The organism is Propylenella binzhouense, from assembly GCF_009866965.1.
In the GTDB taxonomy this organism is placed as follows: Bacteria; Pseudomonadota; Alphaproteobacteria; order Rhizobiales; family Afifellaceae; genus Propylenella; species Propylenella binzhouense.
On sequence record NZ_SPKJ01000007.1, the window covers coordinates 14335 to 35660 of the forward strand.

20 protein-coding genes and 2 pseudogenes are annotated in these 21326 nt (G+C 62.2%); 17 read left to right on the forward strand and 5 right to left on the reverse strand.

Going from position 1 to position 21326, the window contains the following annotated elements; all coding sequences use genetic code 11:
* Positions 1-17: 17 nt before the first annotated feature.
* The 12 genes from E4O86_RS03860 to E4O86_RS03915 all read left to right on the forward strand — a co-directional run bounded on the left by E4O86_RS03860 (position 18) and on the right by E4O86_RS03915 (position 13495).
* On the forward strand, positions 18-473 hold the full coding sequence (locus E4O86_RS03860) for a tripartite tricarboxylate transporter TctB family protein (protein WP_161139204.1): 456 nt from the start codon (positions 18-20) through the stop codon (positions 471-473).
* 8 nt (positions 474-481) lie between these two features.
* Positions 482-1984: a tripartite tricarboxylate transporter permease gene (locus E4O86_RS03865; protein WP_161139205.1), complete on the forward strand. Its 1503-nt coding sequence runs from the start codon at positions 482-484 to the stop codon at positions 1982-1984.
* A 5-nt stretch (positions 1985-1989) separates the two neighbouring features.
* Positions 1990-3150 (forward strand): 2-methylaconitate cis-trans isomerase PrpF family protein, encoded by a 1161-nt coding sequence (locus E4O86_RS03870; protein ID WP_205520683.1) that lies wholly within the window; start codon positions 1990-1992, stop codon positions 3148-3150.
* Positions 3151-3162: 12 nt separating this feature from the next.
* Positions 3163-4080, forward strand: a complete 918-nt coding sequence (gene prpB, locus E4O86_RS03875; RefSeq protein WP_161139206.1) for a methylisocitrate lyase — start codon at positions 3163-3165, stop codon at positions 4078-4080.
* Positions 4081-4086: 6 nt separating this feature from the next.
* Positions 4087-5757 (forward strand): thiamine pyrophosphate-binding protein, encoded by a 1671-nt coding sequence (locus tag E4O86_RS03880; RefSeq protein ID WP_161139207.1) that lies wholly within the window; start codon positions 4087-4089, stop codon positions 5755-5757.
* Between the two features lie 447 nt (positions 5758-6204).
* Positions 6205-6525 (forward strand): acyl-CoA dehydrogenase family protein, encoded by a 321-nt coding sequence (locus tag E4O86_RS03885; protein ID WP_343039092.1) that lies wholly within the window; start codon positions 6205-6207, stop codon positions 6523-6525.
* Positions 6525-7697 carry a thiolase domain-containing protein gene (locus E4O86_RS03890; RefSeq protein ID WP_161139209.1) on the forward strand — a complete coding sequence of 391 codons (1173 nt, stop codon included), beginning with the start codon at positions 6525-6527 and terminating at the stop codon, positions 7695-7697. Before E4O86_RS03885 ends, E4O86_RS03890 begins: the two co-directional genes overlap by 1 nt.
* Entirely contained in the window at positions 7694-8113 is a 420-nt protein-coding gene (locus E4O86_RS03895; protein ID WP_161139210.1) for a Zn-ribbon domain-containing OB-fold protein, read from the forward strand. The genes E4O86_RS03890 and E4O86_RS03895 overlap by 4 nt, the downstream gene beginning before the upstream one ends.
* 905 nt (positions 8114-9018) lie before the next feature.
* Complete coding sequence (locus E4O86_RS03900) at positions 9019-10185, forward strand: acyl-CoA dehydrogenase family protein (RefSeq protein ID WP_161139211.1); 1167 nt, start codon at positions 9019-9021, stop codon at positions 10183-10185.
* A 59-nt stretch (positions 10186-10244) separates the two neighbouring features.
* Positions 10245-11753 carry an FAD-dependent tricarballylate dehydrogenase TcuA gene (gene tcuA / locus E4O86_RS03905; protein ID WP_161139212.1) on the forward strand — a complete coding sequence of 503 codons (1509 nt, stop codon included), beginning with the start codon at positions 10245-10247 and terminating at the stop codon, positions 11751-11753.
* Between the two features lie 41 nt (positions 11754-11794).
* A complete protein-coding gene (locus tag E4O86_RS03910; RefSeq protein WP_161139213.1) occupies positions 11795-12541 on the forward strand; it encodes an electron transfer flavoprotein subunit beta/FixA family protein in 747 nt (248 codons plus the stop codon).
* A gap of 24 nt (positions 12542-12565) precedes the next feature.
* Positions 12566-13495: an electron transfer flavoprotein subunit alpha/FixB family protein gene (locus E4O86_RS03915; RefSeq protein ID WP_161139214.1), complete on the forward strand. Its 930-nt coding sequence runs from the start codon at positions 12566-12568 to the stop codon at positions 13493-13495.
* Positions 13496-13674: 179 nt separating this feature from the next.
* On the opposite strand, the pseudogene E4O86_RS03920 reads toward E4O86_RS03915, so the two are convergent.
* Positions 13675-13827 (reverse strand): annotated as a pseudogene (locus E4O86_RS03920) (IS3 family transposase); the annotation flags it as partial.
* Between the two features lie 132 nt (positions 13828-13959).
* On the opposite strand from E4O86_RS03920, the pseudogene E4O86_RS03925 reads away from it, so the two are divergent.
* A pseudogene (locus E4O86_RS03925) lies at positions 13960-14906 on the forward strand (IS630 family transposase).
* 12 nt (positions 14907-14918) lie between these two features.
* Here E4O86_RS03925 and E4O86_RS03930 read toward each other — a convergent pair.
* The 3 genes from E4O86_RS03930 to E4O86_RS03940 form a co-directional block, all read right to left on the reverse strand.
* Positions 14919-15428, reverse strand: a complete 510-nt coding sequence (locus E4O86_RS03930) for a hypothetical protein (RefSeq protein WP_161139215.1) — start codon at positions 15426-15428, stop codon at positions 14919-14921.
* Between the two features lie 11 nt (positions 15429-15439).
* Positions 15440-15673, reverse strand: coding sequence for a TspO/MBR family protein (locus E4O86_RS03935; protein ID WP_161139216.1), 234 nt, complete (start codon positions 15671-15673; stop codon positions 15440-15442).
* 216 nt (positions 15674-15889) lie between these two features.
* Positions 15890-16852 carry a LysR family transcriptional regulator gene (locus E4O86_RS03940; protein WP_161139217.1) on the reverse strand — a complete coding sequence of 321 codons (963 nt, stop codon included), beginning with the start codon at positions 16850-16852 and terminating at the stop codon, positions 15890-15892.
* A 122-nt stretch (positions 16853-16974) separates the two neighbouring features.
* On the opposite strand from E4O86_RS03940, the gene E4O86_RS03945 reads away from it, so the two are divergent.
* Together E4O86_RS03945 and E4O86_RS03950 are read left to right on the forward strand one after the other, a co-directional pair.
* The gene (locus E4O86_RS03945) at positions 16975-17898 is read left to right on the forward strand and encodes an NADP-dependent oxidoreductase (protein ID WP_161139218.1); all 924 of its coding nucleotides are present in this window, start codon (positions 16975-16977) and stop codon (positions 17896-17898) included.
* Between the two features lie 13 nt (positions 17899-17911).
* Positions 17912-18865, forward strand: coding sequence for a quinone oxidoreductase family protein (locus E4O86_RS03950; RefSeq protein ID WP_161139219.1), 954 nt, complete (start codon positions 17912-17914; stop codon positions 18863-18865).
* 231 nt (positions 18866-19096) lie between these two features.
* Here the strand turns inward: E4O86_RS03950 and E4O86_RS03955 are convergent, their stop codons facing one another.
* Complete coding sequence (locus E4O86_RS03955; protein ID WP_343039087.1) at positions 19097-19762, reverse strand: TetR/AcrR family transcriptional regulator; 666 nt, start codon at positions 19760-19762, stop codon at positions 19097-19099.
* A 38-nt stretch (positions 19763-19800) separates the two neighbouring features.
* Between E4O86_RS03955 and E4O86_RS03960 the strand changes: the two genes are divergently transcribed.
* Both E4O86_RS03960 and E4O86_RS03965 read left to right on the forward strand, forming a co-directional pair.
* Positions 19801-20223 carry a DUF1330 domain-containing protein gene (locus E4O86_RS03960; protein WP_161139220.1) on the forward strand — a complete coding sequence of 141 codons (423 nt, stop codon included), beginning with the start codon at positions 19801-19803 and terminating at the stop codon, positions 20221-20223.
* 136 nt (positions 20224-20359) lie between these two features.
* A complete protein-coding gene (locus tag E4O86_RS03965; RefSeq protein WP_161139271.1) occupies positions 20360-21289 on the forward strand; it encodes an alpha/beta fold hydrolase in 930 nt (309 codons plus the stop codon).
* Positions 21290-21326 lie beyond the last annotated feature (37 nt).

The window sequence follows — 21326 nt, forward strand, 5'->3', positions numbered from 1 at the left end:
CAATGTGGGAGAAGACGATGACGCTGAATACTAATAATTTGTTCACGGGAGCCATATTCGTAGCCATTGGCGCCTTTGCCGCCTTGTGGGCGGTCATGGACATGCAAGTCGGCTCGGCATTGAGAATGGGGCCGGGCTATTTTCCCGTGATCATTGGCGTTGGCCTTGTCTTTTTTGGAATAGTTGTCGCCCTGCAGGGCGGGGAGCATACCGACTTCGCCATGAAGGGTCTCCCCTGGCGGGGCATAATCCTCATTTCGCTGGCACCGATTCTCTTCGGCGCCACCGTTCGCGGCTTCGGGCTGGTGCCGGCGACGATCCTGGCGACAGTGAGCGCGGCTTATGCCAGCAAGGGCATGACGCTGTTTTTCGCAGTAGTTCTCGCGCTCTGTCTCGCCACATTCTGCACATTGGTGTTCGTATATGGTCTGGGATTGTCTCTCCCGGTCGTCGGCCTGTGGCTGTGGGGATAGGCTGACCAATGGACATCCTTTCTCACATCGCACTGGGGTTGCAGGTTGCCGGGTCGCCTGGAAATCTATTCTATTGTCTGATCGGCGTGCTGCTCGGCACCATCATAGGCGTCCTGCCGGGCATTGGTCCGACAGCCACGGTCGCCATGCTGCTGCCGATCACATTCAGCCTCTCGCCCGAGGCTGCCCTCATCATGTTGGCGGGCATTTACTACGGATCAGCCTATGGCGGTTCGACCACGGCCATATTGATCAACCTCCCCGGCGAAGCATCCGCCTCGGTGACGACTCTGGATGGTTATCAGATGGCGTTGAAGGGTCGGCCTGGCGCCGCTCTCTCGGTGGCGGCCGTCGGCTCGTTCGTTGCCGGGTGCGTGGCCACCCTGCTCATCGCGATGTTTGCGGTTCCGTTGACGCGGATCGCGCTGGATTTTGGGCCCGCTGAATATTTCTCTCTTATCATACTCGGATTGGTGTCTTCGGTCACGCTGGCGCATGGCTCGATAGCCAAGGCCCTTGCGATGATCCTTCTCGGACTGCTGCTTGGCACGGTCGGGACCGACATTTATGCAGGCGTGCCGCGATTTACTTTCGGCTTTTATGAGTTGGCCGAGGGACTAAGTATAGTGCCACTGGCTGTTGGCCTATTTGGTGTAGCCGAAATCCTGCGCAATCTCGGCTTGCCTATGGGAAATGACGTCGACGCCATCAAGGTTACGTCACTGTTTCCAAATCGATCTGAGGCTCGGGCCTCGGTCAAGCCCATTCTCAGGGGAACCGTGATTGGCTCCCTGCTGGGTGTGCTGCCAGGCGGCGGTGCGCTTCTATCCTCCTTCGCTTCCTACACGATCGAAAAGAAGCTTTCTAAGCATCCCGAAATGTTCGGCAATGGCGCAATAGAAGGTGTTGCTGGTCCCGAGTCGGCGAACAATGCGGGCGCGCAAACCTCGTTCATCCCGATGCTCACGCTCGGCATTCCGTCGAACGGCGTCATGGCGTTGATGATAGGCGCCCTCATGATCCAGGGTATTCAGCCGGGCCCAAATGTCGTCAACACCAATCCTGAGCTGTTCTGGGGGCTCATTGTATCGATGTGGATCGGCAATTTGATGCTGGTTGTTCTCAACCTGCCGCTGGTCGGCCTATGGGTGAAGATGCTGAGCGTCCCATACAAGGTTCTGTTCCCGTCCATCATGGTGTTTTCGGCTATCGGCGCATACACTGTCAGCTTCAATTCGTTCGATGTGTATGCCATCACCGCGTTTGGACTCGGGGGATACATCCTTATCAGGCTGGGTTGCGAACCGGTGCCTCTTCTCCTGGGCTTTGTTCTCGGTCCGCTGCTGGAGGAGAACCTGCGTCGGGCCACGATCATGTCACAAGGAAACCTCAGCATATTCGTCAATAGTCCGATCAGCGCCGGGCTGATCGTCGCTGCAGCCATCATGCTGGCGGTGGTTGCGTTGCCCTACTTTTCGCGCAAGCGCGAAGAGGTCTTCGTAGAGGACTGAAGACCATGTTCGGTGTGACGCAGGAAGCCATCAAAGCAGCCTTCATTCGTGGCGGAACCTCCAAGGCCGTCATCTTCCGGCGGGAGGACCTGCCGGAAGAACAGAAGGACTGGGATCCCATCTTCCTGTCGCTGATGGGTTCTCCCGACCCCAATGGCCGGCAGCTGGACGGAATGGGAGGCGGTTTGTCGTCCCTGTCCAAAATCTGCGTGGTGGGTCGATCCAAACGCTCCGATGCGGATGTCGACTATACGTTCGCGCAAGTCGGCATCCGCGAGGCAACCGTCGATTATGCGGGCAATTGCGGAAACATGTCTTCCGCAATAGGGCCTTTTGCGGTGGATGAAGGGCTGGTCGACCCTCCGGCGGACGGAACCGCGACCATCCGGATCTACAACACGAACACCGCTAAGATCATCTGCGCATCCTTTGAAACCAGGAACGGGAAAGCTGTCGTCGCGGGAGACTTCAGGATCGACGGTGTTGCCGGTAGTGGCGCGCCCATCCGGCTGGAGTTCATGGATCCCGGCGGTGCCAAAACCGGGACACTCCTACCAACCGGAGCGGCGCGTGACGTGCTAAATGTCCCGGGTCTTGGGGAGACGGAGGTTACGCTCCTCGATGCGGCCAACCCTTGCGTGTTCGTCCCTGCCTCCGCGCTTGGCAAGGTCGGCAATGAACGCCCGGACGAACTCGATGGCGACGCTCTACTGCTCGAACGCCTGGAAGCGATCCGCAGCGCCGGGTCCGTACGGATGGGCCTGGCGGCAAACCTCGTTGAGGCTCACCGCATCTCTTCCATTCCGCAGATCATCATGGTGAGCGCCCCAGCCGACATGCGCACTACGTCTGGCGAAAGGCTCAGCGCGCGGGATTACTCGATCGGGGTGCGGGCGATATCGAACGGCCAGCCCCACCGCGCCCTGATGATCACCGGGGCGCTATGCCTTGCGGTTGCCGTCCGCATCAACGGAACCATACCCCACGGACTGGCTACAGCGTCGAGCGGGCCGATAAGGATCGGTCATCCTTCCGGGATCCTGTCCGTGGATGCCGAGGTCGTGGGCACCGAAAACCCGGCTGAGGCGCGGGCGACTTATGGCGCGATCTACCGGACGTCGCGCCGGCTCTTCGAAGGCCGCGTCCTGTATTCTCTATCTCGCTGACGAGGAGCTTCCATGCCCTACCTGACACGATCCGACAATCTGCCGGCAGGTGAACGCTTTCGGACTCTCGTCGAGAAGGGGTTCGTGCAGATTCCTGGCGCGCATAACGGAATGGCAGCCCTACAAGCGAAGAAGGAAGGCTTCGAAGCAGTCTACCTGTCGGGCGCCGCCATGACGGCCTCCATGGGATTCCCCGATGTCGGGCTGATCACGATCGATCAGGTCGTTTTCTTTCTGACACAGATTGCCCGCAGCAGCGGCCTGCCAGTACTCGTCGATGCCGATACCGGCTTCGGGGGCACCCTGAACACCATGCACACCGTGCGCGCCTTCGAGGATGCCGGCGCCGGCGCCATTCAGATCGAGGATCAACTGCTTCCAAAGAAATGCGGCCATCTCAACGACAAGAAGCTCGTCGAGCCGCATGAAATGGCAGCGAAGGTTGCCGGGGCGGTCGCGGCGCGACGCTCCCTCTACGTGATCGCGCGTACTGACGCTGTAGCCAGTGAGGGACTGGATGCCGCCATCGAAAGAGCCAGGCTCTATGTCAAAGCGGGCGCTGACGCGATCTTTCCGGAAGCGCTGACGAGCGCCGACATGTTCCGTGAATTTTCGTCCCGGCTTCCCGGCGTACCGCTACTTGCCAACATGACGGAATTCGGCCGGACCCCTTTCTTCACGGCTGCGGAGTTCGAGGAGATGGGCTTCCGAATGGTGATTTGGCCGGTCTCGTCCCTCAGGGTAGCGAACAAGGCGCAGGAAAGGCTTTACGCGGCGCTGCGTCGTGATGGGAGCTCCGCCCTTGTGCTCGACCAAATGCAGACTCGCGCCGAACTATACGACCTGATCGACCTGCGCGGATTCGAGGCGCTGGACAATTCGATCGCGGAGACCGTACTCCCATCGCTGAACAACCAGCACTTGGCTTAGGGAAGCATGCCCACTTCGGTTCCCATCTACGTCGATCTTGCGAAATGTTTTGCGACCGAAGGCGTCAAGGCTCACTTTGCACTGATGGGCGACGGCAACATGCACTTTTTTACCGCCTTTAAGAATGTCGAAGGCGTCCAGTCTGTCTTCGTTCGTCATGAGCATTGCGCTTGCGCAATGGCTTCCGGCTACTACTGCGCGACCGGAAACCTACCGCTGGTATCCGTCTCGTGCGGACCAGCCCTGACCCAGATCATGACTGCACTCGTTACGGCTGCGCAGGCGCGGACGCCCATGGTCATCCTGGCGGGAGAAACACCACTTGGCGTAGGATGGCATCTGCAGGCCATTGAACAGAGGCCGTTCGTCGCGGCGAGCGACTGCATTTACATCTCCGGGCACGACCCGCGCAGGATTCACGATTATGTCCGCGACGCAGTATTCCAGGCGCGCCGCCATCTTAAGCCCGTCGTCCTGGGCATTCCCTACGATCTCCAGCAACTGGCGGTCGAAGAGAAGCAGTACAGGCCTGCTCCGAAGCTGGCCATGCAACCGCCTGTCGACCCTGATCCATCACAGGTTCGTCTCGCCGCCGAGCGCCTTCGCTGTGCTTCGTTCCCAGTCGTTCTGGCCGGCCGGGGTGTCGTTCTTTCACAGGCCGAAAAGAGCGTCGAGCGCCTCGCGGATAAGACAGGGGCGCTGCTGGCCACGACCCTGCCCATGCGTGGCCTGTTCGACCATCACCCCTTCTCGATCGGGATCGCCGGAGGCTATGCCCGAGATATCGCGCGCGAGATGGGTGAAAAGGCCGATTTCGTGGTGGCGATCGGGACGAGCCTCAATCCTTTCACCCTCGACCAGGGGAAGATGTTCCCGAAGGCAAGCGTCTTGAGCATTGACCTGGATCCCGCGATCGGCGCGATCCGTAATAATTTGGACGATGTCATCCTGATTGGGGATGCCAAGCTGGCTGTGGACGCCGTCACGGCGGCACTGCCCGATGGCGCCGAGCCTGCCGATATCCGGTCCGCTTCCCTGGCCAGGCGGATCGCGGACGAACCTGCATATGGTGCGGCTTATCCGGTTGAACCTGGCGAACTCGATCCTCGCGAGGTGATCCACGAAATCGATGCCGTGATCCCCAAGACCTACGGCGTGGTCAGCGGCTCCGGTCACCAGTCCTATTTCCACACGGCAATGCGCAATCGCCGGCCGCACGATTATTATGGGATCAGGGAATTTGGAGCAATCGGCAATGGCATTTCCTATGCCGTAGGGGCCGCGTTAGCGAGAGGCGATGGTTCCGTCGTCCTCTTTGACGGGGATGGCAGCGCGCTGATGCATATCCAGGAACTGGAAACGATAGCCCGGCATCGCATCAAGCTGCTGATCTGCATCCTGAATGACGGGGGCTACGGTTCCGAGTTCCACAAGCTGCGGGCCGATGGGCTGGACGACAGCGGTGCCGTGTTCGGCCGTCCCAACTTCAAGGCCCTGGCTGAGGGCTTTGGATTGTGCGGCGCGACGGTTTCCGAGCCGGGTCAATTCCGTCAGCTCTTCGACGACTACCAGCGCCAGCCTCTGGCCACCGTCTGGGATATCCACATTTCGGACTGTGTGCTGACGCCCCGGATGCGTTCTTTCACGGCGCGACAAAGCGAGACCTGTGGTCGATGACCCTTGTTGGAAGTAATGGGCTGACTAGAAGGGCGCTCAAGCACTTTCCGGCGTGGCCGCCAGCTGGCGCCCGGCCCACCTTTTCCAAGCGTTTCTTTGACAATGCCAATGTCGGCGGCGACGGGATTGTAGGGACGGTCGATGGCGGGTGGAACGTTGCGTTGCCGACGCTGAACTTCGAGCGGTTTCCGCCTGTCGCTCGCGCTCGGCCATGCGGGGCCGGCATGAAGGCCAATTCGAAAAGGCGGCCAGCGCGGCGGCTGCCGAACGAGGCCGTCTCGACCGTCAAACGGTCATTGGCCGGGCGTTTCCGCCGGCGCTTGCGGATTGGCCAAACACGGCAGACAGGCTCGAGGGCGCTGCCGTGGAGCAATGTATCGGGAAATGGCCGTCAACTACGCCAAGGCCAGGCATCAATTCGGCCAGACGGTCGGCAGCTTCTAGGCCATCAAGCACAAATGCGTCGATATGCTGGTGAAGGTCGCGGCCGCGCTGACCGCCGGCATGGCGGCGTCACTTCTGGACATGTCGGATCATGAACTGGCGCTCGCCGCCCACGTGGCCCGGTCGCATTGGAGCGACGCTTATCTCTGGTGTGCTTCCGAGTACATCCAGATTCAAGGCGGCATTGGATTCACGTCGGAGCATGACGCCCATCTCTACTTCCGGCGCGCCCAGGCTTCCGAGCTTCTGTTCGGTGACAGAGCCTATCATCGCGTAGGCTTGGCGGACTTTCTGGTGAACAGAAAAAGCGAAAAGAGAATTTGATGTCCCGTACAGCGCAAGCGTTCATCGCCGGAGCATTCGAGCATCCGAAGAGGAGCCTTCCCGACAAGACCGTCCCGCAGATCCATGCCGAGGTCGCGGTGGGAGCGCTCAATGACGCCGGTCTCAGCCTGCGCGATGTGGACGCCTTCTTCTGCGCCGGCGATGCGCCGGGCTTCGGCGGCATATCGATGGCAGAGTATCTCGGGCTTAAGCTGTCGTACATCGATTCCACAGACACTGGCGGATCATCCTATCTGGCGCATATCGGCCATGCTCGCGCGGCGATCGCGCAGGGCAAATGCAGCGTCGCCCTCATCACGCTCGCTGGAAAGGCCAGAGAAAGCGCCAAGGCCAAGGGCAGTGTCCAGACGCTGAGGGACGATGCGCCTGAATATGGGTTCGAAGACGTTTTCGGCACGTCGATTGCTGGCAAATATGCGCTCTGTGCAAAACGGCACATGCATGAATTTGGCACGACAAGTGAGCAACTTGCCGAGATAAAGGTCGCAGCGTCCGTTCACGCACAACACAATGAGAATGCATTCCTTCGCAAGGTAGTCACCATCGAAGATGTGCTTTCCTCGCCGATGATAAGCGATCCGCTTCACCGGCTTGATTGCTGTGTGGTGACGGATGGTGGCGGCGCGCTCGTAGTGGTCAGTCCGGAGGTCGCGCGGGCTCTTCCGCGACGTTGCGTGAAGGTTCTCGGGCACGGTGAAGCTATTAAACATGCCGATGTGGGACGCCTTGACCTTACCCATACCGGGGCGGTCTGGTCCGGTCCGAGAGCCTTCGCCGAAGCGCGCTTGACGCCGGACGACATCGACTATGCCTCGATCTACGACTCTTTCACTATCACGGTGCTGATGACGCTGGAAGATCTGGGCTTTTGCAAGAAGGGTGAAGGCGGACGCTTCGTCTTGGACGGTAACCTGATTTCGGGCGTGGGCAAGCTGCCCTTCAACACGGATGGCGGCGGGCTTTGCAATAACCACCCGAGAAATCGCGGCGGCATGACCAAGGTGATCGAAGCTGTCCGTCAGCTTCGCGGCGAGGCGCATCCTGCGGTGCAAGTGCCGGATTGCCGGCTGGCGCTGGCGCATGGAACCGGCGGCTCGATTTCCACCCGAATGGGCAGTGTAACGTTGCTGCTGGGCAGTGAGGACGCATGACCGAAAAGCTACCTTCTCCCGACCCGCTTATCTCGCTGGAAACGCAGCCCTTCTGGGATGCAACCGCCAAGGGAGAGCTGAGGATCTGCCGTTGTCGGCAGTGTCGCTCCTACATTTGGTATCCTCGGTCGATCTGTCCGTTCTGCATGGCGGAGGATTGTGAGCTTGTTCCCGCCTCAGGCGGTGGAACCATCTATTCCTTCACCATCACGCGCCGCGGAAGTGGAGCCTACAAGGACAGCGGCCCCTATGTCCTGGCCTATGTCGAGCTAGACGAGGGGCCACGGGTCATGACGAACATAGTCGGCATCGCCCCGGACGAAGTCAGGATCGGAAGCCGCGTCGGGGTGACCTTCGATCCTGCCGAGGAGAGGGGGTGGTCGCTGCCCCGCTTCGCGCCTGAAACTGTGGCATGAGGGAGGGCTCGTTCCGGTTCCCATCGAGCGCGAGCACGTCTTTATCTACGCCCGAGCCGGTGGCGAGGCGACAGAAACGGCCATCGAGAGCGGTGCCGATCTGACAATACCGCCTGGTTCCTGGCCGCATGGCGCACTTCGATCCGCACTCGCATCTGCGGCCCATGCAGAAGAGCCCTGGGCAGGATCGGGCGCCACGGACAGCGGCGTGGACAGGAATCAGCGCAGCCCATGGCTTGCGGCCGAGCGGGGTTACGAATACCTTCCGGCCGATCCGGACCGGAGATGCGCTCAGCGCCGAGACGCGTCCTGGTCGCAAATGGCAGAAACGGGGCCGCAAGGGCACTTGTGTCCGCCTCACCGCCCGCAGCTTGTCCAGTTCGCCGGGGCGTCCGGTGACTACCGACGCGATCCACACGGACGAAGTCTTTGCGACGAGAGCCGCCAACCTGCGCCGCGTGATGGCTCATGGCAGTTGAACACGGGCATGGCGTGGCGTGCGGTGCAGAACGCGTCGGCGACGATGCTATCCGCAAAATTCGACGTTTCGTTTCCTCGGCTCGGTCTGGCCGGGAGGCAGTCTCGACGCCGTGGTCAACGGTCGTCGCTGTGGTCGAGAATTCATCCACCCCGCCCCAAAGCTCTCACTTCACGCATTGAACCGGAAGAAGGGGAGGGTGTGCTTTCAGGCACCTGCGTCGTGACATTTGCAAGGAACTGAGCGGCACTCTTCCCAATGTAGCCGAAAACGGGATGTGCAGCTGTGACGTATACTCACAAGTAGTGTTCCCAGCTTTTGGTTCCAGCCCCCCAGCAACGCCGATACTATCAGCCTACCGATCGATCAAAGTCGCGTAGCGACCGCGGTTGATCGACCCGACACTCACGGGAGCAGGCAACGATTCATGAATTTCTCCCCGACGGACGATCACTTGCAGATCCGGGAAGCGGTTGCCCAGATATGCGTGAAGTTTCCCGCCGAATACTGGCTGGAAAAGGACAAGAACGGTGGTTTCCCGCATGACTTTCACAAAGCGTTCGCGGATGCCGGCTGGCTGGGGATCGCCATGCCCGCGGAATATGGCGGCGCGGGCCTCGGCATAAGCGAGGCGGCGGTGCTCATGGAGGCTATCGTCGCCTCCGGCGCCGGGCTTTCGGGGGCGTCGGCCGTCCATTTCAATATTTTCGGCCTGCATCCCGTCGTAGTGTTCGGAACGCCCGAGCAAAAAGCCCGCTGGCTTCCGCCGCTGATCGCGGGAGAGCACAAGGCGTGCTTCGCGGTGACGGAGCCCAATACGGGCCTGAATACGCTTAAGCTGAAGACATTCGCTCGCAGAGAGGGCGACCGCTACATCGTCAATGGCCAGAAGGTTTGGATATCGACGGCGCAAGTCGCCAATAGGATTTTGCTCCTGGCACGCACCACGGCAATCGAGGAGTGCGAAAAGCCGTCTTTGGGCCTGTCGTTGTTTTACACGGATTTTGACCGTTCGAAGATCGAGGCTCGCGAAATCGACAAGATGGGACGCAAGGCTGTCGATTCGAACCAACTCTTTATCGACGGCCTCGAGATTCCGATCGAAGACCGCATCGGCGAGGAAGGCAAGGGCTTCCAGTACATCCTGCACGGCATGAATCCGGAGCGTGTCCTCGTGTCGGCCGAAGCCATCGGGCTTGGACGCGTCGCTTTGGACCGCGCTGCAAACTATGCGCGGGAACGCATCGTTTTCGATCGTCCCATCGGCAAGAACCAGAGCATCCAGCATCCTCTCGCCGAACGGTGGATCGACGTGGAGGCGGGCTCGCTGCTCTACCAGAAGGCGGACTGGCTGTACGATAACGATAGGCCGTGCGGCGCGGAAGCCAACGCAGCCAAGTTCTTCTGCTGTGAGGCGGGATACCGAGCCTGCGAGACCGCGATAGCGACGCATGGCGGCATGGGATACGCCAAGGAGTATCACGTTGAGCGATACTTCCGGGAGGCCATGATCTCCCGTCTCGCACCGGTTTCGCCGCAACTCGTGCTGTCGTTCATCGCCGAGCGTGTTCTCGGTATGCCCAAGTCTTACTGAGCGCAAGAGCCTGCAGACTGAAAAGATTGCACTTGTTCGCGCGACGTTAGGAGGAAAATATGTCCGACTATGATGTCATTGTGGTTGGAGCGGGCAATGCCGCGCTTTGTGCTGCTCTTTCGGCAGCTGAAAACGGCTCCAGCGTTCTCGTTCTGGAGAAAGCGCCCGAGGATGAGCGGGGTGGCAATTCCTATTTTACGGCGGGGGGCTTCAGGTTTGCCCATGACGGCCTTGAGGACGTTCAGCGGGACGTGTTGGTGGACCTGTCCGAGACCGAGAGAAACCAGATCATCTTGCCGTCGCACAGCAGACAATTCTTCTACGATCAGCTCATGGAAGTCACTCAGTATCAGTCGGACGAAGATCTGGCTTGGGTGCTGATCGACCGCTCCCGCCCCACGATGGGTTGGCTTCGCAGCCATGGCATTCGTTTCGTTCCCATGTATGGACGTCAGTCCTATCTGGTCGAGGGCAAGCACCATTTCTATGGTGGCGTGAACATCGAGGCCGTCGGAGGCGGCGCGGGGCTAGTGGAGGCGGAAATCGCACGGGCGCAGGTTCTGGGCGTGGAAATCCGCTACGCCACCGCCGCGATCGAGCTCCTCCAGAAGGATGATCGCACCGTGACCGGGGTCAGGGTGCGTGGTCGTGACGGCTATTCCGAAATCTCTGCCAAGGCCGTCATCCTGGCCTGCGGGGGCTTTGAATCGAACCCGGAGATGCGCGTTCGTTATCTCGGGCCGGGCTGGGATCTCTGTCGAGTGCGCGGTACTCGCCACAATATGGGTGAAGGCATTCAGATGGCGCTCGCGATCGGGGCTCGGCCCTATGGAAATTGGTCGAGCTGTCACGCATGCGAATGGGACATCTCGGCCCCACCCTATGGCGACCGCTGGGTGCTAGACAATTTCCAGAAGCATTCCTATCCACTCGGCATCATGGTCAACATCAATGGCGAGCGTTTCCTCGACGAAGGCGAGGATTACAGGAACCTGACCTACGCCAAGTTTGGCCGCGAGATCATGAAACAGCCCCGGCGCACGGCGATCCAGATTTTCGACCAGAAGACGGTTGGTATGCTGCGGGACGAATATCGCATCAAGCAGGTCACAAAGGTCGAGGCCGATACCATCGCAGGGTTGGCTGAAGCGCTGGAGGTTGACCCGGTGACGCTCGAACGCACCGTCAAAGCATTCAATGCTGCCTGCGGGTCTGAGACGTTCAACCCTGCGGTGCTGGACGGAAAGTCGGCGCATGGCATCGTACCGCCGAAGTCGAACTGGGCACTGCCGCTCGACAAGCCGCCCTTCGTTGCCTTCACCACCACCACAGGAATTACCTTCACTTTCGGCGGGCTACAGATCAACACAAAGGGTGAAGTCCAGGACATGACCGACCAGTCAATTCCCGGGCTTTATGCCGCCGGCGAACTCGTTGGAGGTCTGTTTTATGAGAATTATCCCGGCGGCACCGGCCTAATGTCGGGCTCAGTTTTCGGGAAGCTTGCAGGAGAGAGCGCTGCCGCCTGGGCCAAAAAGTCGGACCCCGAGCGTGTAGAAGCAGCTTAACGAAGACTATCAAGTTCAACGCCCTGTTTTGAGGACGCTCAATGAAAGTGCTTGTGCCTGTCAAGCGGGTTGTCGACTATAACGTGAAGATCCGCGTTCGTTCGGGCGGTTCGGGCGTCGAGCTTGCCAACGTCAAGATGGCGATGAACCCGTTCGACGAGATCGCGGTTGAAGAAGCGATCCGCCTGAAGGAAGCCGGCAAGGTCGAGGAGATCGTGGTCGTCTCGATCGGCCCGCAGCAGGCGGCCGAGACGCTGCGCACCGCGCTTGCCATGGGCGCCGACCGGGCGATCCTCGTCAAGGCGGAGGAGACGGTCGAGCCGCTCGGCGTCGCCAAGGTCCTGAAGGGCGTGGTCGAGGCCGAGCAGCCGGGCCTGGTCATCCTCGGCAAGCAGGCGATCGACGACGATTCCAACCAGACCGGGCAGATGCTGGCGGCGCTTCTCGGCTGGGCGCAGGGCACCTTCGCCTCGAAGGTCGAGCTCGACGGCGAAAAGGCCAGGGTGACGCGCGAAGTCGACGGCGGCCTGCAGACGATCGAATTGAAGATGCCGGCCATCGTCACCGCTGATCTTCGCCTGAACCAGCCGCGTTATGCCTCGCTGCCCAACATCATGAAGGCCAAGAAGAAGCCGCTCGAGGAAAAGACCGCCGCCGATCTCGGCGCCGACATTGCGCCGCGCCTTAAGGTGCTGAATACCGAGGAGCCGGCAGGCCGCAAGGCCGGCGTCAAGGTCAAGGACGTGGCGGAATTGGTCGCCAGCCTCAAGACCGCCGGCGTGATCTGAGCGATACGGAAAGGATTGGAACAAATGGCAATTCTCCTGATCGCCGAGCACGACAATGCGACGCTTTCCGACCAGACCGGCAAGGCGCTGTCGGCAGCAGCCAAGATCGGTTCCGACGTCGACGTTCTGGTCGCCGGCAAGGACGCCAAGGCAGCGGCCGAGGCCGCCGCCAAGCTGACGGGCGTGCGCAAGGTGCTGCTGGCCGAGGCCGACAGCCTGGCCGAGCGCCTTGCCGAGCCGCTGTCCGCCCTCGTCGTGTCGCTCGCCGGCGGCTATGACGCGATCGTCGCGCCGGCCACCTCGACCGGCAAGAACGTCGCGCCGCGCATCGCGGCCCTCCTCGACGTCGCGCAAATCTCCGACATCGTCGAAGTCGTCTCAGCCGACACCTTCAAGCGGCCGATCTATGCCGGCAACGCCATCCAGACCGTGCAGTCGGGCGACACCAAGAAGGTGGTCACCGTGCGCACCGCCTCCTTCCCGGCCGCCGAAGACGGTGGCTCCGCCTCCGTCGAGACGGTCGAGGCAGCGGCCGATCCGGGCCTCTCGGCCTTCGTCGAGAACAAGCTCTCCGAGAGCGACCGGCCTGAACTGACCTCGGCGCGCATCATCATCTCGGGCGGCCGTGCGCTGGGTTCGGCCGAGAAGTTCCAGGAAGTTATCCTGCCGGTGGCCGACAAGCTGGGTGCCGCAGTTGGCGCTTCGCGCGCCGCGGTCGACGCCGGCTACGCCCCCAACGACTGGCAGGTCGGCCAGACCGGCAAGGTGGTCGCGCCGCAGCTCTACATCGCCGTCGGCATCTCCGGGGCCATCCAGCATCTGGCCGGCATGAAGGACTCCAAGGTGATCGTGGCCATCAACAAGGACGAGGAAGCGCCAATCTTCCAGGTCGCCGATTACGGCCTCGTCGGTGACCTCTTCACCATCCTGCCAGAACTTGAAAAAGCCATTTAATTTTTCTTCAGCATGCTAGCCGCCTTTAGCCGTGGCCATACAACTACCCCCAAGAGAGTGTGACCAGGAGGCATAGATTAGAGGGGTTGCAGTGCGAATTGTACGTTAGTCGGAGCGGCGCGCCGCTCTTCCCAGAAGCTTCGGGGGGGTGGCCTGCTGCCGGTCTTTCGGACACGCAGTTAAGCTAACATAGCGTTTTCCTCGAACTTGACAGGGCTCATATGGCCCAGCGTCGAGTGCCTTCGCCGAGGGTTTTGGAAGCGCTCGATGCAATCGAACACATCCGCCCTGGCTTCATCCCTCGTCCTGTAGACCTTGCGGGCTGTCCGCTCGGGTGGAGAGTGACTGGTTTTGCGATGGTGGTTTCGCTCAAGTCGGCTAGAGCAGGCTCACTTATCCCCGAGTCGTAATGGGCTGTCAGGATCGGCGTGACTCGCTTTTCCCGAGTGATTCGGGAGGCTGGGATGGGTCGGGCGCTGGGGATGGATCGGCGGCTCAGGGTGGTGCACGCGATCGACGCAGGCTTGTCCACCCGCGCGGCCGCGCGGCGGTTGGCGATCGGCATCGCAACGGCTGGCGCCTGGCACCGGCTGTGGCGGCGCACCGGCAGCGTGGCGCCCGCTCGACAGGGCCATCCGGTGCGCTCCAAGCTCGATCCGCACGAGGGCTTCATCATGGACCTCGTCATTGAGCGGCCGGACATCACGCTGTCGGAGATTGCCGCGCTGCTTGGCGAGGAGCGCGGCGTCGCCGACAGCCGCGTCCTGATGTGGAAGTTCTTTGCCAAGCGCGGCGTTACCTTCAAAAAAGTCCGCGCATGCGGCCGAGCAGGAGCGTCCGGACGTCGCCCGCCGGCGTGCGGCCTGGTTCGAGGGCCAGGCTCGGCCTCGATCCCGCCCGCCTGATCTTCATCGACGAGACCGGCGCCAGCACGAAGATGGCCCGGCTCAGAGGGCGAGCTGCGCGCGGCGTACGCTGCCGCGCCGCCATCCCGCACGGGCACTGGAAGACGACCACCTTCACCCGCGGCATCCGCCAGGACGGCCTCGTCGCTCCGTTCCTGATCGACGGGGCGATGGATGCCGACGCCTTCCGCGCCTATGTGACCCGCGTTCTGGTGCCCGAACTTGTCCCCGGCGACGTCGTCGTTATGGACAACCTCGCAACCCACAAGGTTGCCGGCATTGCCCAGGCGATCGAGGAGGCCGGCGCCTCGCTGCTCTACCTCCCGCCGTACTCGCCCGACTTCAACCCTATTGAGAAAGCCTTCGCCAAGCTGAAGGCCCTGCTGCGCAAGGCGGCCGCCCGCACGGTCGCCGACCTGTGGGACGCCATCGCTGCCGCCCTCGACGAATTCTCCCCGCGGGAATGTTGCAACCTCTTCGCCGCCTGTGGCTACGACTGCGAATAGGATGAATCCGCTCTAGATTCTCCGGCTGTCATAGGCCCAATGTAGCAGCGCTTGGCGCTGGCGCGGGCGGCAAGCCAGGTTTCCCGGCTCGCAATGCATCCTGATTTGCGAGACGTGTCGGCTCATGGCCTTCCAGCGCCTGATCTGGCGAGCGTCCTCCTCGGGCAGGCGCCGGCCCATGTAGTACCGACAGTACCACTGGAACCAGCCACGCGGATCGTCCGGATATATCCAGCCCTTTCTCCGCCATTCCGACAGGGGTTGGCTGGCGTCCACGCCGAAATAGTTCAAGGAGCAGTCGCGGCCCGCAGGCGAGAGCTTCGCCCGCGCGAACCAGCTGGCGGGAAACTCGTCGCGACAATCGGTCAGGTATTTGCCGCAGAACACGCCGAGTTCGAGCATCTGCTTTGGCGTCAGATCGGGCCGGAACTGCGCGTCGAAATCACGGCCGGCCGGCGCGGACGACACGTAGCGATAGCCTTGCTGCATCCTGTCGTTGACGATCACAATGCGGCGGCGCATCCGGCGTCCTGTCAGTTCGATGGCCAGATCGCGCCGTTCAGGACCGAAGCGAACGCGACCCAGGAAGCGTAGGGCACGAACAGGAGCGATGCGACCTTGTCCTGTCGCCAAGCCACCGCGATGAAGCCGATGATCGTGATCAGGAGCAGCACGATTATGCCAAGCGCGGCATCGATATGATGGCCTGAGAAGAAGGTGGACGACCAAGCGAAGTTCAGAGCGAGCTGCGTCCACCATAGCTTCATCGGCAGGCTGCTGCGGCCCTCTCGCCAGACCCCGCCACCCGGTTCTTCGGTGGCCAACTGTCAGGTGATTACGATCTCAGCACACTCAGCTGGCCGTCTTTGCCGAACCCGTGACGGCATCGATCGAACCGGTCAGCGATGTGCGTCACCTGTTCGCGATCGGAAACCCCGGCAGAACCGACCGCATCATCGCCCGGTGCTGTCGGAGCGGGCCCTCTAAGGGGCGTTCGTCCGGGCGGGTTGGCTCCTTGCCTGCCCGGGCGAACGAGTGCGTTGCATGGCCGCCTTGCCGATCAGCCCCCGAAACCAGCGTTGCGCGAGATTGGCATCGTTGCGACGGTGCCAGTTCATCGTGAACGGGGCGGAGGGCAAATCGAGCGGGGTCTTGGCCAGCACGACCCTGCCGGCGGCCTCGAACTGAAGCGCGAGACCGGTCAGCATCGTGCACAGCGCATCGGTCCGCTCGACGACAAGCGCCGCGGCGGTGGCATTGGGCACGGTCAGCACGAGTTTGCGTTTCAGGCCGAGTTCTTCGAGGCGTTCGTCGACGATCCCGAACCGGTCGTCCTCGGGCGAGAACAGGACATGCGGCCAAGCGAGGAAGGCAGACCGGGTCAGGGGACCTTCGGCCGCGGGATGCCCGGCCCGCATCATCGTGACGAACCCGTCCTCGAAGAGCGGGCGCGAGAGGATACGGCCTGCCTTCTCGGTTGGCGGAACACCGATCGCGACGTCGACCACGCCGCTGTCGAGGAGCGCAATCGCCTCGTCGCGATCGTCGAACCCGCGCACATGCATCGTGATCCCGGGCGCCGCGCGCGTCAGCTCCTCGAACAGCGCGGGAAGCAGCGAGATCGTCGGCGGATCAGACATGGCGATGGTAAGCGCGATTTCGGCGGTCTCCGGCACGAAGCGGTCGCGAAAGGAGAACGCCGCCTCGATCTGGGCCAAGGCCCTGCCGACCGGCTCGTGCAGTTCGAGCGCGCGCGGGGTGGGCTGAAGCCCATGCGCCGTACGGATGAAGAGTTCGTCCTCCATCAACTCGCGCAGGCGCGCCAGCGTGCCGCTCATCGCAGGCTGCGTACGCCCGATGCGCGCAGCGGCGCGGGTCACGTTCCGTTCGGCCATCAGCGCTTCGAAGCCGACGAGCAGGTTGAGATCGATACTGTTGAGATTCATGACCGGCGTCTGCTTTCGCACCAGGATTATAAGCACCACAGATAATGCCATATCATGATTATTGAGTTACGCAATGGCGATCGGCTTGCCACATTCGACCGGCGATCAAGGAGCAAGCCGGCATGAAGACCCTCGAATACAATGATTATGGACAAGCACCGGCCATCGCTGAGCGCCCCGCGCCGCAGGCGGCGATGGGCGAAGTGCTCGTCCGGGTCGCGGGCGCGGCGCTCAACCCCCTCGATACCAAGATCCACGCCGGCTACATGACAGACTTCTTCCTTGCCGCCTTCCCCTATGTGCCGGGCACCGACATCTCGGGCACCATCGAAGCGATTGGCGACGGGGTCTCAGGCTGGAAGATTGGCGACGAGATCATCGCCCGGCTCGATCCTTCCAAGGGCGGTGCCTTCGCTGAGTTCGCCGCCGTTCCCGCCGACCAGCTGGTTCGCGCGCCGACATCGATGCCACTCGCCGAGAGCGCAGGCCTCGTCACGATCGGCGGCACCGCCTGGCAAATCCTGTTCGACGAGTTCGCGGTGGCTTCAGGCCAGCGCGTGCTGGTCCACGGTGCGGCCGGGCCGGTCGGCGCCTTCGCGACCCAGCTCGCCGTCCAGGCGGGCGCCGAGGTCTTCGCCACCGCCTCGGCGCAGGATGCCGACTATGTCCGCGGCCTCGGCGCGGCACAGGTGATCGACTACCGGAACGAGCGGTTCGAGGATCAGCTGTCCGACATCGATCTGGTCGTCGACACGGTGGGCGGTGATGTCGAGGAGCGCTCGCTCAAGGTTCTGAAGCAGGGCGGCACGCTGATTGCCACTCCGGTGCCGCCTGACGCAGATCGCGCGCGCGCAGCGGGCGTCGAGGCGAAGTTCGTCTTCCACCGGTCCGATGCCGCCAAGCTCGGGCATGTCGCGGAGCGCGCCGATCACGGCGTCAAGGTGCGCCTCGACCGCATGGTCCGCTTCGAGGAGGGCGCAGATGCGTTCGCCCGGCAAGCCGGCGGCGATGCGAAGGGCAAGATCATCTTCAAACCGCGCAACTGACGGAAGCACGCTTATGTCCATGATGAAGGCCGCAATGGTGGAATCCTTTGACGAGCCGCCGCACCTCCGCTCCGTGCCGGTGCCGCGTCCCCACTCCGGTAAGGAGTTGGTCGATGTGCTCGCCGTCGGCATCAGCCATGCCACACGCGGTGCGGCGGCTGGGAAGCATTATACCAGCCCAAAGTCGCTTCCGGCTTTGGCTGGTATCGACGCCGTCGTCCGCAGAAAGAATGGTGATCTTGCCTTCGTGATGTCTCCCGGTACCGGCTCGCTCGCCGAGCGAATCCTCGTCGATCCGAAGGACCTGGTCCCAGTGCCCCGTGGCGCGGATCCGGCGGTCGTTGCAGCGACGATGAACGCGGCCCTGTCGTCATGGGTCGCCCTGAAGGCGCGAGTCCATTTCGAGCCGGGTCAATCGGTGCTGGTGATCGGCGCCACCGGCAACGCCGGCTCCTCCGGTGTCAGGGTCGCCAAGCACCTCGGCGCGGCACGCGTCGTCGCAGCGGGCCGCAATCGCGAGCGTCTGGATGGACTGCTAGCGGAGGGGGCAGACGAACTGGTCCCCCTTACGTCCGATGAAGCCGCAACCGCCGTCGCGTATGCCACGGCGGCAGCAGAGATCGACGTCGTGCTGGACTATGTGTGGGGACCGCCAGCGGAGCAGGCGATGCAGGCGATCCTCAGTGCGCGGACCGAACACACGCGCATCCTGGATTGGGTACAGGTGGGAGGCACCGGGGGCATGTCGATCACGCTGGGGGGGAACGCCTTACGGCACAACGCGCTCCGTATCAGCGGAAGCGGGTTCGGTTCCGTGATCATGGAAGATGCGGACCTCCCGGGGCTCAGCGCTGCTCTTGCATCCGGCTTGGTCGGCGTTCGCCCCCATATCGTTCCACTTGCTGACGTCGAGAAAGCATGGGCGCACGTCGATCGGCCCGGTGAACGAACCGTGATCGTTCCCTGATCCAGTGGAGCGGGCTGTCTTATGTAGCTGACTGACCCAGCTGTGTTGGATGCCGCTGTCGACTGAACGGAGATCGAAGTACCTTCGTCCGGGAAGCACGTGCTGCAAAGACCGTGCGACGCAATCCGGGTTCAGACGCGCGGGATGGGGAAGCTTCGCACGCCGCTTCTGGTGATAATGAGCGGTGAGGAACACGGGCTACAAGGCCCGAGTGACCTGCGAGGCGCACCTTCATGACGCGAGTACGGTCGCGAACAGGACGCGCCTGAACTGCTCAATCGGTCGCGGCGAACGATCGACCTTCATGCGCATCATGGCGCCCTGCCAGGAGGCAAGGATGAAGACAGCCATGTCAGCCGCATCGAGGTCGCTGCGGATCTCGCCCGCCTTCTGCCCCGCGCGAACGGCTTCCGCGAAAGATGACGTGAGCGCGCTCGAGACGTCGATCAGATGCGTGCGAAGCAGCTCGCTCTGCTCGGTGACCTCCAGGCTCATGTTGCCGACCAGGCAGCCATATCGCCAGCCGGCTGCCTCGAGCCATTCAGCGATCGCGTCGAAATAGGCGTGCAGCCGCTCGACGGCCGGCCTGCTCGCGTCGCGGAGCGTCGCGTCCATGATCGCCTGGGTCCGCTCCTGATACCGGTCGAGGACCGTGACCGCGAAGGCCTCTTTCGACCGGAAGTGATTGGTGAAGCAACCTTGCGCGACGCCGGCATCGGCGGTGATCTCGCGGACGCCGGCGCCGGCGTAGCCTCGCTTGTGCAGCGTCTGAACGCCGGATTCGACGATTTTCTCGCGAAGTGAAGGTCTGGCCATTGCGTATAAATACAGTTGGACGTATTGATAGGCAAGGGGCAATGTCAGGTGACGAGTTCCGAGCGCCCGCGCCGGTGCCACAATGCGGCTCAGTCCGGGAAAGCAGGAGAAAGAGAAACATGTCGATGATCGAATGCACTCCAGCGGCGCTGCAGGCCGCTGGTGAACGGCTCGGCGAAGCTCAACCGGTCTACATGGTCAACCTTGTCCGCTACCGCGACGAGGCGGCTTATGAAGCGGGAAGCACCTTGCCCTCCTGCTCGGGTCGCGAGGCCTATTTCCAGCGTTACGCTCCCGCCTTCAACACAGTCGCGCAAGGTGAGGACTATGGGCTCTTCTGGGTGGGCAATGTCCGTGGCGTGCTGGTGGGAACCGACGGCGAAGCGTGGGATGATGTCGTCATCGTTCGTTATCCGAACTTTGCCGTGCTGCGCCGAATTCTGGAAAGCCCGGCTTATGCCTCGCAAGCCAAGCCTCACCGCGTCGCGGCGCTGGCGGACTGGAAGTTCATCGTGACGACGCAACCGGAGATGCCGCAATGATCTTGCCGCCCGCCATGGCGTTCTCGCACCAACAGCGGATCCGGTCGTGATCGGCGCCGGCGTTTGACGCCGCAGCACCGAAAGCGATCGCCATCGGACGGTCTGGCTGGAGGCCGGCCCGACGGATGGGCCGTTGATGATCTTCCTGCACGGCTGGCCCGAGCTGGGGCTCGTATGGCGACGGCAGATCGAATATTTCTCGGCGCAGGGCTGGCGATGCGTCGCGCCGGACATGCGCGGATACGGTGGATCTTCGCGGCCCGATTGCACCGCCGCCTACACCGTTCGCGAACTCGTCGCTGACATGATCGAGTTGCACGACGCGCTCGGCGGTGCTCCGGCGGTTTGGGTCGGGCATAATTGGGGAAGCGCGGTCGCCTGGTCCATGGCCTCGCATCACGCGTCACGATGCCGTGGTGTGGTCAATCTCTGCGTGCCATACTTCGCGCGCGGGTTCGCTCTTCCCAATGTTCTGCCGCTGATCGATCGCGACGTGTATCCCGCAGAGCGCTATCCCGTTGGCCAATGGGATTACTGGCTGTTCTACCGCGCGCATTTCGTTCGTGCTTCACGTGAATTCGAAGCCGACGTCGCCGCGACTCTGGCGCTCCTCTATCGGACGGCGCCACCGCGTCAGCCGGGACAGCGGGCCTTCACCGCCGATATCTGCGCGCGGAATGGCTGGTTCGGTCCGGCGGGTCGCGCGCCGGCTACACCGCTCGACACTGTCTTGCTGGACCGGGAGGATTTCGATGCGATGGTTGAAGCCTTCACCGTGACCGGGTTTTCAGGCGCTGACGCCTGGTACATGAATGACGCCCCCAATACCGCTTATGCAGCAGAGGCGCCGAATTTCGGTCGGCTCATGCTTCCAGCGCTCTTCATCCACGCCACCAACGACATTGTCTGCGATACGACGCGGAGCCGGCTGGCCGAGCCTATGCGCGAGGACTGCGAGCGGCTCTCCGAAGTCACGATAGAAGGCGGTCACCAGATCATGCTCGAAGCTCCTGCCGCAGTGAACGAAGCAATTGCAGACTGGCTTCAGTCCGCTGTACTTGTCTGACCCGATATGCCGATGGGGCGGTTAGGCGTTTACGCCG